Consider the following 765-nt stretch of genomic DNA (forward strand, 5'->3'; position numbering starts at 1 on the left):
CGCGTAGTTCGACCCGACCGCCACCACCAGCAGCAGCCCGACCAGATGCAGCACGCCGAGCGCGACGCCGGCGAGCGTGAGCCCGGCCAGCACCAGCACCACGCTGGCCGCCAGCGGCAGCGCGACGCGCCACAGCCGGCGCAGCGAGCGCAGCCCGGCGTACAGGATCAGCAGCACCGCCAGCGCGCCGAGCGCGCTCTGCCAGAAGGCCTCGCGCAGGTAGCGCGCATAGAGCGCATCGAGCTCGGGCTGGATCTCGACGACGCGGGTGTCCGGCAGCCCCTGCATCGCATCGCGCAGCCGCACCGCGGGCAGCGCCTGCGTGCCGGCGCGCAGGCTCAGCAGGACCGTCCAGGGGCGGTCGGCGGCCGCCGGCAGCAGCTGCGCCTGCAGCGCGGTTGCGAGCGGCGTGCCGTCGTAGTCGGCGCGCGTCACCGGTTTCGCCTGGCGCTGGGCCTGCACGTCGGCGATGAAGGGCTCGAGCCGGTCGGCCGGCAGCAGGCCGTCGGCGGTGGCCTGCTTCAGCCGGGCGCGCAGCGTGTCGGCATCGGGCAGCGCGGCCTGGCGGGCGGCCTGCGTGGCCGCGCTCGGCAGCAGCCGCGTCGGCGATTCGTAGCCGGCGAGCAGGCCGGCAGCGACCAGCGGATCGAGTCGCGCCGACGCCTGCTCGGCACGCTGCAGCGCGGTCGCCTCGTCGGGCGCCTCGATCGCGACCAGCGTGCCCAGTTCGGCCGCGCCCAGGTCGGCGCGCAGCGAGGCATCGAG

1 pseudogene is annotated in these 765 nt (G+C 76.5%); it reads right to left on the reverse strand.

The features are described 5' to 3' along the window. A pseudogene (locus tag AC1D15_RS35455) lies at positions 1–765 on the reverse strand (MMPL family transporter); the annotation flags it as partial.

The organism is Rhizobacter sp. P2_H2 (genome assembly GCF_056403375.1).